Consider the following 14,964-nt stretch of genomic DNA (forward strand, 5'->3'; position numbering starts at 1 on the left):
TCACTAGTGCACCCTCTTCCGTGCGGGCCCCTGGATGGGGCTTGTGGTAGGAACTAGGCGGAAGTCGGGGTGACGGCTTGGGCTGGTCGCCCTTTGTGGGCCTTCATGACACTGCCGCCCCCGGCTTCCCCGGAACCGTGAAGCGATGACAAAGGGACGCGCGATCGAGCGCCGGTTAGTGACCACTCTGCTGTCGGTTCCCTTGCCTCCGTCTGGCTCCTGCCCTGGACTACACGCAGGAAGGCGACCCGGTTGTCGCAGCAGGATGGGCCACTGTTCTTCGTGGGGATCGACTGGGCGGGGGCTGAGCATGCCGTGTGCGTGCTCGACCACACCGGCAAGAAGATCGCCGCGTTCACCATCGATCACACCGCCGCCGGTTTCGGCCGGCTGGCCGCCAGGCTGGGCAGCCTCGGCCCGGCCGAGCAGATCCCGGTGGCGATCGAGCGCCCGGACGGGCGCCTGGTGGACGCGCTGCTGGAGGCCGGTCACCCGGTGCTGCCGGTCAAACCGAACGCGATCAAGACCTGGCGCGAGGCCGAAGTCCTCTCCGGCGCCAAATCCGACCCCGGCGACGCACACGTGATCGCCGACTACCTGCGAGTGCGGATCCACCGGCTGCGCCCCGCCGCACCGTTGTCCAGTCACACCAAGGCACTGCGCACCGTTGTGCGTACCCGTAGTGATCTTGTCGAGGCCCGTATAGCGGCGACCAACCAGCTCGCCGCATTGCTGGACGCGCACTGGCCAGGCGCCAAGGCCATCTTCGCCAACATCGAGTCCGCGATCGCCCTGGCGTTCCTGACCCGCTATCCCACCGCCGTCTCGGCGGCCTCGTTGACCGAGAAGCAGCTGGCCGCGTTCTGCGCCAAACAAGGCTATTCGGGCAGGAAACCCGCCGCCGTCCTGCTGGCCCGGCTGCGCTCTGCCCCGGCCGGCACGCTCGATCCCGTGGTGTCCACAGGAGTCCAGGACGCCGTGCTCGCCCAGGTCGGCATGCTTACCGCGCTCAATACCGCGATCAAGGCCCTGGACCGCTCCATTGCCGAGAAGATGGACACCCACCCCGACGGCAAGGTCTTCCGATCCTTTCCCCGTGCGGGCACCATCAACGCCGCCCAGATCCTGGCCGAATGGGGCGATTCCCGCGCCGCGTTCGACCACCCCGACGCCATCGCCGCACTGGCCGGGATCACGCCCGTCACCAAAGTCTCCGGCAAACAACGCGGCGTGTCCTTCCGCTGGGCCTGCAACAAACGCCTGCGCCTGGCCATCACCACCTTCGCCGACAACAGCCGCCACTCCAGCCCCTGGGCCGCCGACATCTACAACCGAGCACGCGCCTCCGGCAAGGACCACCCCCACGCCACCCGCATCCTGGCCCGAGCCTGGATCCGTGTCCTCTGGCGCTGCTGGCAAAACCACACGCCCTACGACCCGGCCCTGCACGGCGGCGCCCAACACCGGATGAAACAGCCGACCGCAGCCTGACTTTGATCTTGAGGTTGACACAAGGGGTGTCATGACTTCTCACCTCCACGGGGCGGGGCTTTCGGTACGGATTTCGGCGGTGTCGGTGGCGTGGTCGGCGCCCGGAACGTCACCGGCGGCACGGACGGCGTGCGTGGGCGGGCGTCTCCGATGCGCGGCTCCGGGTGCGCGGTCCGGAACACCGGTGCAGCGGGTGGCACGGCCGCTGGTTTGACCGGCTGGGACACGTGGGGCGGTTCCGGCGTCGGCGGCTGGAACCGCAAGTGCGGCGGAACCGCGGCCACCGCCACCGGTCGAGCCGGGGGCGCGGCACCACCGGCGCGGCGCGGTGCACCGGGAGCTTGGAACCGGGGCGCCGTCGCGGCCTGCCTGCGCCGCCCGGCGGGTGGCGGGACCGCCGTAGCGGGCTTGGATGCGGAACTGAATTCGGGCATGACGGGTCCTTGGGTGGCCGGGGTGACAGCCGGGTCGTGGGTGGTCTCCTGCGGACCGGGTTGCAGAAACTCCGGTCGCTGCGACGGCGGGCGCGGCTGCTGGGCAGCACGGGCGCGGTCGGCGTCGTAGGCCGCCTGCAACCGCTTGTTGACCGCCTCCGGTGTCGGCGCGATCCGCGGCTGAGCGGGCCACGGCGGATCGGCGGCAGCACCGCCGCGGCCCCCGCCGCCCTTGCTGCCTTTTCCGCCACCCGCGACCGCGCCGGCTTTGCCCAGTCCGCCGGACTTCCCGGCGACCATCCCGAACGTCTTCGCCGCGATGTACGCCTTCGCGAGCCCGCCGAGGAAGGACCGGCCGTTGCCGATCTTGGTGGCCGAGAGGGCCCAGAACGGGATCTTGAACAGGATGTAGAACAGCGCGATCGCGGCGATGAGCATGCCGAGCGCGGACAGCGTCGAGCCGAACAGATGCACTCCGCCGGCCAGGAATGTCCGCACGGCGGTGATCAGCACCAGCGACTGGGCAACCTGGATCGCCAGCGTCGCCCCGAGCGCCTTCCACCACCACCGGGCGATGCCATCGGTGTGGGGCAGGCAGTGACACATCAGAAACAGCGGCCCGGTGACGATCAGGATCAACGTGATGACCACGCGGACGACGTAGACGATCAGCAGGGCGATCCCGACAACCACGAGCACCAGCGCCAGCAGGATCATGAAGAACCCGCCGGAGACCGCGCCCTCGACCGCGTCCTTGAGGGTCGACCCGAGCGACGGCGGATTCACCCCGTCGCCGAGCACGGCGGCGGACAGCGCGTTGGCCAGCCGGATGAACTTCTCCGCGAAGAACAACGACAGCGCGGAGGCGAGGAATCCGATCGGAATCCGCGGGCCGATCTCCTTGATCGAGTACCGGCTCTGCACCGTCTCGTGGGACATCACCACGATCCCGGCGACGAGGATCAGCATCCCGTAGCAGGCCAGCACAATCTGCCACGAGTTGTTCCACAGCTCGCCGATACCGGGAAGCTGATCCAGCGTCGGCGTGGTCAGCGCGGTGTGGCCGAGTAACTCCAGGATCGGCGACAGCGCGGCATTGACCAGATCCTTGAACACCCCGTTGATCGCCTTGGCGATGCAGCCGGTGATGTTGGTCAGTCCGCAGTCCGGATCGCCGTTTCCCGTGCTGGGGCCACCCGGCTGCGGACTCGTGCTCGGTGTCGGGGTGGGCTGCGGGATGCAGTCTTCACCCGTGCACGGCGGGTTCGCAGTCGTGCTCGGCGCGGTGGTCGGGCCACCGGGTGTGCACCCGATCTGGCCGGGGAAGCAACTTGTCGGCGGCGGCAGGGCGGTGATCGGCGGCAGCGGCGTCGCCGGGATCGACGGGCGCGGCGTGCCGGTCGGAAAGTGACACGTCGGGTCCGGCGAGTTCGGCGCACACGTGTCGCTGGGGTTGGGCGGCAGCGGCAACGGTGGTGGCGGTTGCTGCGCCGCGGGCTGCGCCAGCGCCGCCTGCTGCGTGCCTGGCTGCCGGGGTGCACCGGGCGAGGCCCACGCACTGACAGCCAGCGCACCGCCGAGCACCACGGTCAGCCCCAGAGCCAGCAGCCAGACCAGCCGCCGCCGGGAACCACGTCCGGTGCGCTGCGGGGTCGGCGGGGCGAGCAGGACCCGCTCCCGGCGCACCGTCTCCGCCGGGCGTGCGCCGGTGCCGGGCTCGCCGCGATCGGGCTCGGGCACGCGGGGGTTTCGGGTCGCGGTTATAGCCTCAGGCCCCGACAATCCCGCGCAGGATTTCCACCACGAGCGGCGCCAGCGCCGCCAACCCGTAGCCCCAGCCCGCCGACTTGAACGACTGCTTGGCCTTCTCGACTTCGCCGGGGTCGCCCCCGGCCATCAGGTACCGGACGCCGCCGATGGTGAGGAACACCGTCGCCAGCCCGGCGAGGATGCCGACCAGCCAGTTGCGGATGTTGTCGAAGACCTGCCCGACGCTGCTCGCGATCGCGAGCACCTGTGTCGAGGCCTGCGCCGCATCCGCGGTGAGCGAGCTGAGCAGGACCGCGCCGAGTACCGCGAAGGCAACCGAGCGCGTCACCGCGCGGCGCACTGGGCGCGACCGAGAGGTCCGATGACGTGGACGTGCGGCATCCGCGTGTGCTGTCGGTCGTGAATGGCCGGCGACGCCCGTGAGGGGCCGGTTCTGATCGGATGCGCTCGACGCGAGGGAGCGCGGCGGCGCGGTGGTGTGCTGGGTTTGGGGATGGGGTGTCACGCGCATCGGCGCACCTCCGAAGTCGGCTCGTGCTCGGCGGTACGCGGAGAGCTGGGTGGGGTCTCCCCGCACCCCAAGAAGCCGGATTTCGGGTCGTTTTTCGACACCGCCCGTGACGATTTTTTGGAAGCGGTCGGCCAGCCGTTGCGCAGACGGCCGCTCACAGCGCGTGATAACGACGGGTTTTCCTCGGCGGGAGCATCCGGCGAGTCGGCGACCAGAGCGGCAACCGCTGCGTCGGCGACGGGGTCTTCGGAGTCGGTGTCGGCGAGCTGATCGCGCAGCCAGGTGACGAGTCGGTCTTCGGCTCGATCACGCGCCTTGAACGCGGTCTTGAGCGCGGCGCCGTGGGCTTGCGCCCAGTCGGTCACCGAGGTTTCGCCGAGCCGGGTAGCCGAGATCAGGTCCGCTTCGGCGGGGGTGAGAATCTGCTCACCGACCGCCCGCGCGAGCACCAAGTCGGGGTGCCCGTACGGCGGGCGCGGCGCTGCGGAGTGATAGCCCGAGCCAGCCGGCAGTGGGGCGTCCAGGGACGCTTCCAGTGCCGCTTGCCCGGCACGGCGAGCGGCGAAGTGCAGCCTGGCGATGATGCCGGGATCGGTGAGATCCACCGTCGCCAATGCTTGGACGAATCCGGCGAGTACGGCCGCGTGGACATCTGCGCGATCGAGCGGATACCGCGCCGCCAGCCACCGGGAACTCGAGGCCAGCGACGGCAGTGCCATCCCGACGCACGCGACTGTCCACGCGCCCCCGTGAGCGCGGGAACGCAGCACCAAATGCGCCCACACGTCGTCCTGGGTGCGATGCGGGCACTGCTTGCTCATCACCCGGTCCCGCAGCTCGTCCAGCGGCACCGGCCGCCGCGGCAATCCGACGAACCGGGCCCCGTCCACGGCCATCGGCTTCGGCCCGGTGACCAGCCACCCGAAGGCGTCGCGCGCGGTGTCCAGCGGCAACCATTCGTGCCCCTCGTGATCGGGCCGGATAGGTGCGGACACAATCTCGTCGTTCGTCATTGATGTGCTCCTGACTGGAGTTGGCGAATCAGCTCCGTCAGGACGCCAGGGCGGCGACAAGAAAAGGACAAGAAAAGAACAAGGATGATCTTCTTAGTAGGTGGATGCGGCTACTAAAGCCGCCACCTTGAAGGATTCAGAAACCCCTGCTCGGGACAGCCTGCTCCGGCGGCATCCAGGATCGCCTTAATAGCGTGTGAACTGGTCTTTTAAGTGCTTCTTTAGTAAGCAGTCGGCGGTCCGCCGTGGTGGGCTAGTGGCGACTCCGGCCGAGCGCTTTTGATTCGGGTCAGAAATTCTTCTTGACCGTGCCCGGGTTATTCGACAGCAAGTCAATCCGCACGGTGTCGTGCTCGAATACTTCCGGACGCTGGGAAAGTTTCGACACATTCGGGCTCGCGTCTAGATGCGTGGGGCGCCGGGCTTCGGGAGTTCGAAAAAAACTTGGGTGAGCGGTGTCGAAAAACGGCCTCAAAACCGGCTTCTTGGGGTGACTTGGCAGACCACGCCGATCACACCGCGAGGAAGGCCACCGATGACCTCAACACCGCATCCCGAGCCCGGACGCCGTCACCGCCGCTTGCCGCATCGCGACACGGCGAGCCTCCGCCGTGGCCGGCACCGTGCGCCACGGACCACACCTGCTACCGCAGCTGCCCGGCGTCCACGTCCGGCGACGTTCTGGTCGTTCGCCGACGCGGAGATGCTGCCCGGTACCGCACTGCTTCCCGGCTGGCTCGGACGCACGATCGTCACCCTCGTGACGACCTACACGCGCCCCGGCGACCGCGTCCTTCTGCTCACCCCGCCGCCATCCCCGCGCGCTTTTCAGCACGCGGCCGGCAACGCCCGCAGCGCCGAGGCGTACGCCGGTCTCGCCGAGGCAGTCTGGACCGTAGCCCGGCTCGGTCGTGGCGCTGACACCGCGACCACGGCACCCACCTCCGACGACCCGGCCGAGCACACCGACTCCTCCCGCCGTGCCGGAGCCGAGTCGGGGTCGCGACCCCGACTCGGTCGGCTCGGGCTGCACCCGGTGCCCGAACCGCACCCCGACTCCGCGCGCCCTCGGCATCGAGACGGAGACGGACCGCGCGGTGGCTTCGACCTGATCATCACCGCGCTTGATCCGCACGCCACCGACTGGCTCGCACGCACCGACTGGGACGCCCTGCTCACCCCGCGCGGCCTCCTCGCAACAGTCACACACAGTGATAGCCGCGATGGTTGGCTGCGCGATCCGCGCGCGACTTTGCTGAACACACTGGGTAGTCGTGGGATGCGGTGTCTCGATCACATCGCCGTGCTCACCGCGCCCGTACCGGACACGCCGAACTGCCTCACAGCCGCCGACCGGATGCGCACCGCAGTACCTGCGCCGGACTTCTCGCCGCGCGCGGTCGACGCCACAGCGCCACCGCTGCGCACGGTGCACCACGACCTCGTTCTGCTCGGGCGGATGGCTCCGGACGCGACGGACGACGGTGCCCTCGACGAGAAGGAGACCTCGGATGTCTAAGCGCACCGGCACGCAGCTCACCCGCCCGGCGGGGGAGCGGTCCGAAGGCCCCGTTGTGTCGTCGCTGTGGCCGACCGGGACCGACAGCCTGACGGCCCAGCTGACCGAGGGCGGATACCACGACGCCACCGGCGCCGACCCCGCCCTGATGGCCCCGGCGATCGCCCGCTACGCCATCGCGGCGCTGACCCGGCCCGGTGATGTCGTGCTCGATCCCGACTGCGGAGCGGGCACCACGATCGTCGAAGCGCTGCGGGCCGGACGGCACGCGATCGGCTTGACCGGACAGCGCCGGTGGTGGCGCTTGGCCCGCGCCAATGTGACCGCCACGAAGGCGCGCGGGGTGTTCGTCGACGGCATGGTCCTCATCCTCGACCGACGCCCCGGAACGGCCGTCGCCGCGGCCACGGCCGGACTGACCGGGCGGATCGATCTCCTCCTGACGACCCTGCGCCCCGGGCCGGCTGGCGACCTCGATGGTGCCCTGGAGCGGTTGCACGGGCTGCTTGCGCAATACCGGCCGCCGCTGCGTCCTGGCGGGCACGTGGTCATCACCAGCGCCCCGCAGCGCCACCCCGTGCGCCACGACCTGCTCGACGTTCCCAGCCGGATCGCGGCGGTCGCCACCGCGGCCGGGCTGGCACCGGTCGCGCGGTGTGTGGCGCTGACCGCCACGGTGCGACGAGGCCGCACCTACACCCGCGCGTCGCTGGCGCAGCGCCGCGCCGCCGCCCGAGCCGAACGGGCTCTCGGGCATCCGGTCGCGCTGCCCGCGCACCACACCGCGCTGGTGCTCCGGGCTGATCCCGACGCCGCCGATCCGGCCCTGAACCAGCCCCTCCCGGCGCTGCACGCACCGCCGCGACCGCACCGCCCCGGGCGCGGGACACGGCCCGATTCGGCCGCGGCCTGAGTGCGCGCCGCTTCACCGAGCAGCCGTCGGCGCCTTGCCCGCGGCGCAGCGACGTTGAGCCGACGTCCCGCGGCTCGCGACCTCACACCCACCTTGCCGAAGGAGCGAATCTCATGGACCTCAGTCCGCAACCGGGTCGCCGCCCGCGTCGGGTTTCACCCCGTATCAATCCTCTGTTCTATCCGTTCGTCAGCTATCGCACGCGCAGGCCTGAGTCACCCACCGGATGGAGGCGGCTGCGCGAAGCCCTCACCGGATACCCGCTGGCTCCGTATGACGACGATGACCGGCGCGAGTCTGCCGATCTGGGCGTCTACCTGTATCAGGTGGAGCTTGCCCGGCGGTCGCGGTTGACGCTGTGGCGGCGCACCCGCGATGGCTGGTGGTTGGGGCCCGCACCGTACGGCTACGCCCTGGAACATCACTGGGTGGAGCCGGAGTCCGCTCGTGCGGGGTGGCGGCACCGGCTGGTCGTCGACGCGCTGCGCGCGCCGGTCGTGCCGCTGATCTTCGCCTGGTCTCGGTACGAGAACCTCAGCGACCGCGCCATCACCCGGCGCCTGACCGACCAGCAGCATCCCCGCCCGGTCGATCCCGTGTCCGGCCGGGCACGCGAGTGGAACCGCGCGGTAGTGCGCACCATCCTGGCCAACCCCGTCTACCTCGGCTACGTCGTGCGTGATCGCACGCTGCGCGGAGTGGACCAGCCGCCGGAAAACTGGACGTGGTCACGGCAGCGCAGCCACCGGGCGCTGGTCGAACCTGCCCTGTTCTGGACGGTCCACAACCGCCGAGCCCGCTGGGTCTCGTCGACCCCGGACGCCGACACCACCGGACTCGCCGACCAGGGCAGGGAGGCGGCGTGACCCAGCATCCGACGAGCACCGTCCACTACCGCGACGAGATGGTCACGCTCTACACCGGCGACGCCACCGCCACCCTCGCCGGCCTGGCGGAGAAGTCGGTGGACTGCGTGGTCACCAGCCCGCCGTACTGGGGGCTGCGCGACTACGGGACCGGAACCTGGGTCGGCGGTGACCCCGGCTGCGCGCACCTGGCCGCGACCGGACGCGGCGGCAACATTCCCCAGTCCAAACACCCCGGTCTTGCCTATCCCGCGTCCGCGGCGCATCGCGGTGGCGTGCCGCAGCGCTGCCGCCGGTGCGGCGCCCGCCGCGAGGACAATCAGCACGGCCTGGAGGCGACCCCGCAGGACTACGTCGACCGGCTGCGGGAGGTCTTCGTGCAATTGCACCGTGTCCTGGCCGACACCGGCACGGTGTGGTTGAACCTGGGCGATTCGTACTCCGCCGAACCGCCCGGCCGCACCGGGGACGCGATGCGGGCCAGCACCTTGTCCGGCCGTGGTGCGGCGGCGCCGTTGCGGGAATCGCTGCGCCAGGCCGGGGTGGCGCGCACACGGAGCCTGCCGCGGAAGAACCTGGTTGGCATGCCGTGGCGGGTCGCGTTCGCGTTGCAGGCCGACGGCTGGATTCTGCGTAACGCGATCGTGTGGCACAAACCCAACGCCATGCCCGAATCCGTGCGCGACCGGGTCTCCAACCGGTACGAGATGCTGTTCCTGCTGACCAAACAGCAGAAGTATTTCTTCGACCTCGACCCGATCCGCGAACCACTCACCCGTCCCGAGGCGGTCGGGGAGGGCATCGTGATCGGCGGTGCGAACAAGGGCCGTCACGGCGGGGTCGATGCGACCGCGCGCCGCCGCGGGCGCAGCGTGTACGGCAAATACCGGGATGCCGATCCGTTCACCGGGAAAGCACCGGGGGACGCGATGCGCCCGACCGGGGCGCGGCACACCGCCGCGCACGCTCGGGGCAAGAATCCCGGCGACGTCTGGTCGATCACCACCCGCCCCTTGCGCGAGGCGCACTTCGCCGCGTTCCCGGTCGACATCCCGCTGCGCTGCATCGCCGCCGGATGCCCCGACGGCGGGGTGGTGCTCGACCCGTTCAGCGGCGCCGCCACCACCGGCCTGGCCGCGCGCCAGCTCGGCCGCTCCTACCTCGGCATCGACCTCAACTCGGAGTTTCACGACATCGGCCTGCGCCGCCTCGGCCTGTCCGCACAGGACACCGGGAGGGCCGCGTGACCACCTTCGCTGCACACTCCCGTGAGGACAACGCCGTCACGCTGGTGACCGCCGACGCGGAAGCCGGAATCCGAAACCTGCCCGAAGATTCGGTGGACTGTCTGGTCACCAGCCCGCCCTACTGGCGGCTGCGCGACTACGCCCCCGACACCTGGACCGGCGGCCGGCCCGGCTGCCGCCACCGCCCCGCCAGCCTCCGCGAAGCGGGTACCGGGCGGTGGCGATGCCGAGACTGCGGGGCCCGGCGCGAGCATCCGCAGATCGGGCTGGAACCGACCGCGGACGACTACATCGAGACTCTGCGCGCGACGTTCTCTGTGGCCCGGCGGGTGCTCACCCCGCGGGCCACGGTGTGGGTCAACCTGGGTGACAGCTACTCCACCAACTCGGACGGCTACTGGTGCGCGGCGCCCGGCCAGGCCGGGCAGCCGCACTACCGGCCACGAGCGGACGTGCCGCACAAGAACCTGCTCGGCATGCCGTGGCGGCTGGCCTTCGCCCTGCAGGACGACGGGTGGATCTTGCGGTCGGCGATCGTCTGGCACAAGCCCCACGCCACGCCCACCCCGATCTCCGATCGGCTCACGACCCGGCACGAGATGCTCTTCCTGTTCGTCACGCAGCCGGACTACTACTTCGACCTCGATGCGATCCGGCAGCCCTACACCGGCGACCGGGCCCTGTCCCGCCGCGCCCACTACGGCGGCACCAAGCCGAACACCGCACGCGGAACCTGGCCCCGCACACCCGCCGACGGGCAGCGTGGCCGCAACCCCGGCAACGTGTGGACCATCCCGCCCGACCGCACCCGCGCCAGGCATCCCGCGCCATCGCCAGTGGAGATCCCGCGCCGGTGCATCGCGGCCGGATGCCCGCCCGGGGGCCACGTCCTCGACCCATTCAGCGGCAGCGGGACCACCGGCGTCGCCGCCCGCGCGCTCGGCCGGCGTTTCACCGGCATCGACACCAAGGCCACCTACCACGACCTCGCACTCCGGCGCATCACTGCGGCCGGCCCGGACGCAGGAGGGCCGCGATGACCGACGACGACATCGCCTTCGTCAAACCGGAGATCGTTCACGGCGACGCCCGTGACCTTCCAGTCCCGGACGCCAGCGTCGATCTGGTGATCACCAGCCCGCCCTACTTCGGGCTGCGGACCTACCGCGATGGCGACACCGCCTACCGCGGACAGCTCGGTGCCGAAGACACCCCGGGCGCCTATCTCGAGAACCTGATCGCCTGCACCCGCGAGATGATCCGCGTCCTCAAACCGTCCGGGTCAATCTTCATCAACCTCGGTGACAAGTACTCCAGCCACAACAACGGCAAAGGCCGCTCCCTGAACGGAACCCGCGGTGCCGGGCAGGTCCCGGACGGCGGCGACCCACACAACCGCAGCGTTCCGGCGAAGTCGCTGATCGGGCTGCCGTGGCGCTACGCCCTGCGCTGCGTCGACGAACTCGGTTTGATCTTGCGCGCCGAGATCATCTGGTCCAAACCACACGGACTGCCCGAGTCCGTGCGCGACCGGGTCCGCCGCAGCCACGAAACCTGGTTCCACTTCACGCTCAACCCGCGCTACTACAACGCCATCGACACCATCAGGCTCCCGCACTCCGCGTCGAGTCTCGCTCGTGTGGCGCCGCATCGATCCGATCCTGGCCGCGCGGCACGCGATGGCCGGTACTACCCGGGTGCGGAACAGCAGACCCTGAAACGACGGCAGATGTTGCACCCGCACGGCCGCCTGCCCGGATCGGTATGGGAGATCGCACCTCAACCACTGCGGGTGCCTCCGCACCTGGGTATCGCGCACTTCGCGTCGTTTCCGGTGGAATGGCCTCGGCGACTCGTCCTCGGGTGGTCGCCGCAGAGCGTGTGCACCGCCTGCGGGCAGGGCCGCCGCCGCGTCCCGGTCGCCTTCGGCCTGGACACCTCCCGGCCACAGACGCGGCGGGCGCTGGAACTGGTGCGCGAGCACGGCCTGACCGAGGCCCACCTGGCCGCGCTGCGAGCCGCGGGACTCAACGACACGCCTCGCGCCCTCGACACCCAGGGCCGTCCGGCCGTGCACGAGCATCCCGATGGGCAGCTCGTCGCCGAGGCGCGGGCCGCGCTGGGCGGCTACGCCCGCGAGTTCCTGCTATCGCGGGCCACCGAGTTCGCCGACGCCTGCGACTGCGCCGACACGAGCGCGGCCAGCGTTCCCGGTGTGGTGCTCGATCCCTTTGGTGGCACCGGAACCACCGCCTTGGCTGCCGCCGTGCACGGCCGGCGCGCCATCTCGCTGGATGCCAGTCGCGACTACTGCCGCCTCGCCACCTGGCGCGTCCACGACCCCCGCCAGCAAGCACGAGCCCGCGGCACCCACCAGGCCCCGGAACCGGTTCCGCGCGCCGCGTGACACCCGCGCCGGTGTGACGTGGACGACAGGCGGGGCCCACTCGTTCGGGGCCTCCGTTTCTCGCTGATCGACGCTACGATCCCAGGCCCGCACCACCCAGCTGGACGCTCTGACCAGCTGGTTCGCGCTGAACGACAGGTGCTTGCACGTGGCGCGGGACGAGGAGACCAGGAGGCACGATTCCCATGTCCGCCCCAGCAGCGACTACGGCCACCGACGGGATCACCGCCGCGCCCGAGCCGATCAGGGCGGTGTTCTACGGACGCAAGAACAGGACCGACGCGATCGCCCTGCGCCTCCTACGCCAGCAGTACTCGCTGTGCGAGCGGGTGTTCCGTCCTCGCGTGGTGATCACCCACTGCTTCTACGACCTGCCCGCCGACGTGGACTCGGCGACGCTGCACGATGCGGGACTGCCCCGACGCGAAGGCGGGTGGCGCGAGCTGGCCGCGTCTCTGTCCGTACCTGAACCGGGCTACGACCTGATCGTCTCCGAGAAGGCGGAGCGGCTATCGCGCGATCCGTTCGAGATTCTGGATCGCGAACGCCTCGCCGCGCAGCACTGCGTCCCGATCGCCTACGCGACCGAGCCCTGGAACCCGGTCTTGGAGATGCTGCCGCAGGCGCGTGCACTCACCGCGTTCCTCCGCCGCCGCGTCCTGGGCGCCAGCTATTTCACGATCGGAAACCTCTACATGAGCGGACAAGGGGTGTGAGCGTTGGCAGGCGAATACGAACGCCGCGACGACGCCACCGGACGTCTGGCTCCTGACGAACCACCGGAACTGGTCGCCGAAATCCGCACTGTGGAAGGAATCGAGGCTCAGCGACTGGCCGCGGAACAAGCACGAGTGTTGTGGGAGGTGACACAATGGCAGGCCCGGAACAGGTCCGCGCGTGGGCTGGACGACGCAGCGTAGGACGCGCGCGAAGCCCCTACAGCGCAGCGGCAGCGGGCGGCGAGCCGATCGTCGCCGCACAGCCCACTCTGCTGCGGTTCGCGTGGCTGGGCCGAGTGTCCACTCGCGACATGCAAGACCCCACATTGTCTTTGCCGCGTCAGCTCGGTTCATCGCAGCGCGCGCTGCCCGAGGACGGACTGATCGTCGCGCACTTCTACGACGTCGAATCCGGGCGCATGGACCTCGACGCCCGCGGCGGTGGGCACGCGCATGAACAGTTCGACATTCCGATCACGCGTGACGGCGGCATCCAAGACCTGCTCGCCGAGGCCGAACGTCCCGATCGGCGATTCGACTACGTCATCTGCGAGTCCATCGAACGGACCGCCCGGCACATGTACTACGGCACCACCATCGAGCACCGCCTGGAGCGCGCCGGGGTGCGTCTGCTCGCGGCCGATGAGCCCTTCCAATTGGCCACAGTGGACGGTCGCAAGCCGAAGGTCGCCACCTCATTGCTGACCCGCCGGGTCAAGCAGAGCATTTCCGAGTTCTACGTCGTCGACATGCTGGAGAAGTCCTGGGACGGCTTCGCGATCCACACCGAGGCGGGATACAACGTCGGGAAACCCTGCTACGGCTACCGCGCCCGCCACGTCCCGCACCCGGTCCCCGCCAAGCGCGCCAAGGGCGTCAAAAAGACGTTCCTCGACCTCGACCCCGCGCAGGCACCCGCCGTCCGCATGGCCTACCACTGGCGCATCACCGAACGCCTCGGCTACCAGGCCATCGCGGACCGGCTCAACCTCGATCCCGCGACCTATCCACCGCCGGTACCCGTCGACCCGAAGCGCTCCGTCGGCCGCTGGACCTATTCGAACGTGCGCGACATCCTCACCAACCCCAAGTACACCGGGCACATGGTCTGGAACCGCAAGGGCCGCAAGTCCCGCGGCAACCGCGCCAACCCCATCGAGGAATGGATCTGGTCCGCGCAACCCGTTCACGAACCGCTCGTCAGTTTGGAGGACTGGCTCAAAGCCCAGGACATCAGCGGACACCGCTTCGGCTCACGCAGCACCAGCAACACCAACGTCAAGCATCCCCAGACCAAACGCTCGTACCTGCTGCGCACCTACCTGTTCCACGGTGACTGCGGCCGGCGCATGAACGGCAAGACCCGCCGTGGCCACGCCTACTACGTGTGCGAACCGAAGAAGGGATACGTCCCCGACGGCCATCCCACCGCTGGGAGCTTCTGGATTCGCGAAGACGCGATCGTCGACAAACTCAACGAGTTCCTCTCCACCCACATCTTCGGCACGTACCGCCGCAACCTGCTCGACAGCACGGTCCGAGATCTCGGCGCAGCCGCCCAACGGGAACGAGAACAACGCCTCGCCGCCCTGCGACGCGAGATCGACGACACCACCCGAATGATCAAGAACCTCGTCCGCAACTTCTCCCGTATCGACACACCGACCGAGGACTTCGTGCGCGACATCAACGAGGAACGCGCCGAACTTCACCAGCGCAAGACCCAACTTGAAGCCCAGCTCGCCGAAGCCGAGGAGGCCAACCAGCAGGCACCCAATCCCGACCTGCTCGACACCTTGCCCATGGGCGAGGTCCGGATCGAAGAACTACCCGAAGACACCGCGCGGCGACTGTTCGAAGCCCTCCGACTCGAACTCCGTTACCACAAGGACACCAACCAGATCAAGTGCACGGTCACCCTGGCCGGAACGACACTGCCAGCCACCCGTCAGGCCGCTGACGAGGCCGTCATCCTGCCGTTCGACCGAGAGCGGCGACTCAACCAGCGCAAACACGACAACGAGAACAAGGAGGGTGCCATGGCTAGCACCTCTCCCGTTCCCATCCTTGGAGT

At 69.6% G+C, this 14,964-nt stretch carries 12 protein-coding genes; 9 read left to right on the forward strand and 3 right to left on the reverse strand.

Annotated elements, in window-relative coordinates; genetic code table 11:
- The first annotated feature begins 252 nt into the window (after nt 1–252).
- Nucleotides 253–1,491, forward strand: coding sequence for an IS110 family RNA-guided transposase (locus tag BA062_RS39000; RefSeq protein ID WP_110341530.1), 1,239 nt, complete (start codon nt 253–255; stop codon nt 1,489–1,491).
- A 29-nt stretch (nt 1,492–1,520) separates the two neighbouring features.
- On the opposite strand, the gene BA062_RS39005 is transcribed toward BA062_RS39000, so the two are convergent.
- The 3 genes from BA062_RS39005 to BA062_RS39015 form a co-directional block, all read right to left on the reverse strand.
- Nucleotides 1,521–3,665 (reverse strand): TrbL/VirB6 family protein, encoded by a 2,145-nt coding sequence (locus tag BA062_RS39005; protein WP_245960247.1) that lies wholly within the window; start codon nt 3,663–3,665, stop codon nt 1,521–1,523.
- A 28-nt stretch (nt 3,666–3,693) separates the two neighbouring features.
- The gene (locus BA062_RS40915) at nt 3,694–4,023 is read right to left on the reverse strand and encodes a pilin (RefSeq protein WP_043832176.1); all 330 of its coding nucleotides are present in this window, start codon (nt 4,021–4,023) and stop codon (nt 3,694–3,696) included.
- A 173-nt stretch (nt 4,024–4,196) separates the two neighbouring features.
- Entirely contained in the window at nt 4,197–5,219 is a 1,023-nt protein-coding gene (locus BA062_RS39015) for a hypothetical protein (protein ID WP_110344145.1), read from the reverse strand.
- A 448-nt stretch (nt 5,220–5,667) separates the two neighbouring features.
- On the opposite strand from BA062_RS39015, the gene BA062_RS39020 reads away from it, so the two are divergent.
- The 8 genes from BA062_RS39020 to BA062_RS39055 all read left to right on the forward strand — a co-directional run.
- Nucleotides 5,668–6,738, forward strand: coding sequence for a hypothetical protein (locus BA062_RS39020; protein ID WP_146240150.1), 1,071 nt, complete (start codon nt 5,668–5,670; stop codon nt 6,736–6,738).
- Nucleotides 6,731–7,651 (forward strand): DNA methyltransferase, encoded by a 921-nt coding sequence (locus BA062_RS39025; RefSeq protein WP_110344147.1) that lies wholly within the window; start codon nt 6,731–6,733, stop codon nt 7,649–7,651. Before BA062_RS39020 ends, BA062_RS39025 begins: the two co-directional genes overlap by 8 nt.
- Before the next feature lie 113 nt (nt 7,652–7,764).
- A complete protein-coding gene (locus BA062_RS39030) occupies nt 7,765–8,517 on the forward strand; it encodes a recombinase family protein (protein ID WP_110344148.1) in 753 nt (250 codons plus the stop codon).
- Entirely contained in the window at nt 8,514–9,764 is a 1,251-nt protein-coding gene (locus BA062_RS39035; protein ID WP_206077974.1) for a DNA-methyltransferase, read from the forward strand. Before BA062_RS39030 ends, BA062_RS39035 begins: the two co-directional genes overlap by 4 nt.
- Nucleotides 9,761–10,804, forward strand: a complete 1,044-nt coding sequence (locus BA062_RS39040) for a DNA-methyltransferase (RefSeq protein WP_110344149.1) — start codon at nt 9,761–9,763, stop codon at nt 10,802–10,804. Before BA062_RS39035 ends, BA062_RS39040 begins: the two co-directional genes overlap by 4 nt.
- The gene (locus BA062_RS40920) at nt 10,801–12,171 is read left to right on the forward strand and encodes a DNA-methyltransferase (RefSeq protein ID WP_110344150.1); all 1,371 of its coding nucleotides are present in this window, start codon (nt 10,801–10,803) and stop codon (nt 12,169–12,171) included. Before BA062_RS39040 ends, BA062_RS40920 begins: the two co-directional genes overlap by 4 nt.
- Before the next feature lie 185 nt (nt 12,172–12,356).
- Nucleotides 12,357–12,887 (forward strand): hypothetical protein, encoded by a 531-nt coding sequence (locus BA062_RS39050; protein ID WP_110344151.1) that lies wholly within the window; start codon nt 12,357–12,359, stop codon nt 12,885–12,887.
- Between the two features lie 155 nt (nt 12,888–13,042).
- Nucleotides 13,043–14,964, forward strand: a 1,922-nt coding sequence (locus BA062_RS39055; RefSeq protein WP_146240151.1) for a recombinase family protein, incomplete at its 3' end; no start/stop codon positions are given.

This window comes from Prauserella flavalba (assembly GCF_003202235.1).
Taxonomy (GTDB): domain Bacteria; phylum Actinomycetota; class Actinomycetes; order Mycobacteriales; family Pseudonocardiaceae; genus Prauserella_A; species Prauserella_A flavalba.